Origin of the sequence: Paractinoplanes ferrugineus (assembly GCF_016862195.1) — a bacterium.
GTDB lineage: Bacteria > Actinomycetota > Actinomycetes > Mycobacteriales > Micromonosporaceae > Actinoplanes > Actinoplanes ferrugineus.
The window spans coordinates 1-722 of the sequence record NZ_BOMM01000127.1 but is presented as its reverse complement, the minus strand read 5'-3'; the positions used below and the strand labels follow the sequence as shown (position 1 = coordinate 722).

The 722-nt window shown below is 62.0% G+C and carries 1 protein-coding gene; it reads right to left on the bottom strand.

The genetic code is table 11. The annotated features are described in order from the left end of the window. On the bottom strand, nucleotides 1-722 hold a 722-nt coding region (locus Afe05nite_RS43535; RefSeq protein WP_275407558.1), incomplete at both ends, for a non-reducing end alpha-L-arabinofuranosidase family hydrolase.

Sequence of the window (722 nt, the reverse complement as noted above, 5' to 3'; positions counted from 1 at the left end):
CTGTTGGCCTTGCCCGCGAACGGGTTGCTCTCGGTGGCGGCCTGCGGCGTCCAGTTGCCGCTCAGACTCGACGAGGTGAACGACCGGAAGTAACGGTTCTCCTGGGCGCCACGGGCCTCGACGATCATCAGGTACTGGTTCTGACCGGCCACCTTGTAGACCTCGACCGCCTCGAACAGGTTCTTCTCGGTGTCGCTCATGATCGTCGTGTAGGACGCACCGAAGCTGCCCGGGAAGTTCCCGATCGGCATACTCGCCCGGTAGATCTTGCCGTTGTCCCCGGCGAAGAACAGATACATGTTCTGCCCGTCACCGATCAGGGTCTGGTCGATGACGCCGTACGGGGCATCCGCGATCTTCCCGGTGAACAGGGTCTGCGCGCTCGACCAACCGTTGGCATTGGTCGGATCGCTCGACGTCTTGTAGCTGAACGACGTCGGACCCCACTGATAGGCCAGCACCCAGATGTTCTTCGGCGCGAAGTAGAACAGCGTCGGCGCCACCGTTGCCTGGTTCATACCGTTCTGGCTGGCCGACGCCATATCCGACCAGTTGGTGAACAGGCCGAAGTTCATCGACCCGTAGGAGCCGTTGGACACGTTCGACGCGTACACCAGGTGCTTGCCGTTGTAGACCACGTTGGTGAAGTCCTTCAACGACGCCCAGCCGTTCTTCGGCTCGGTCAGCGCACCCGACGACGACCAGCGATAGCTCGACGGCAG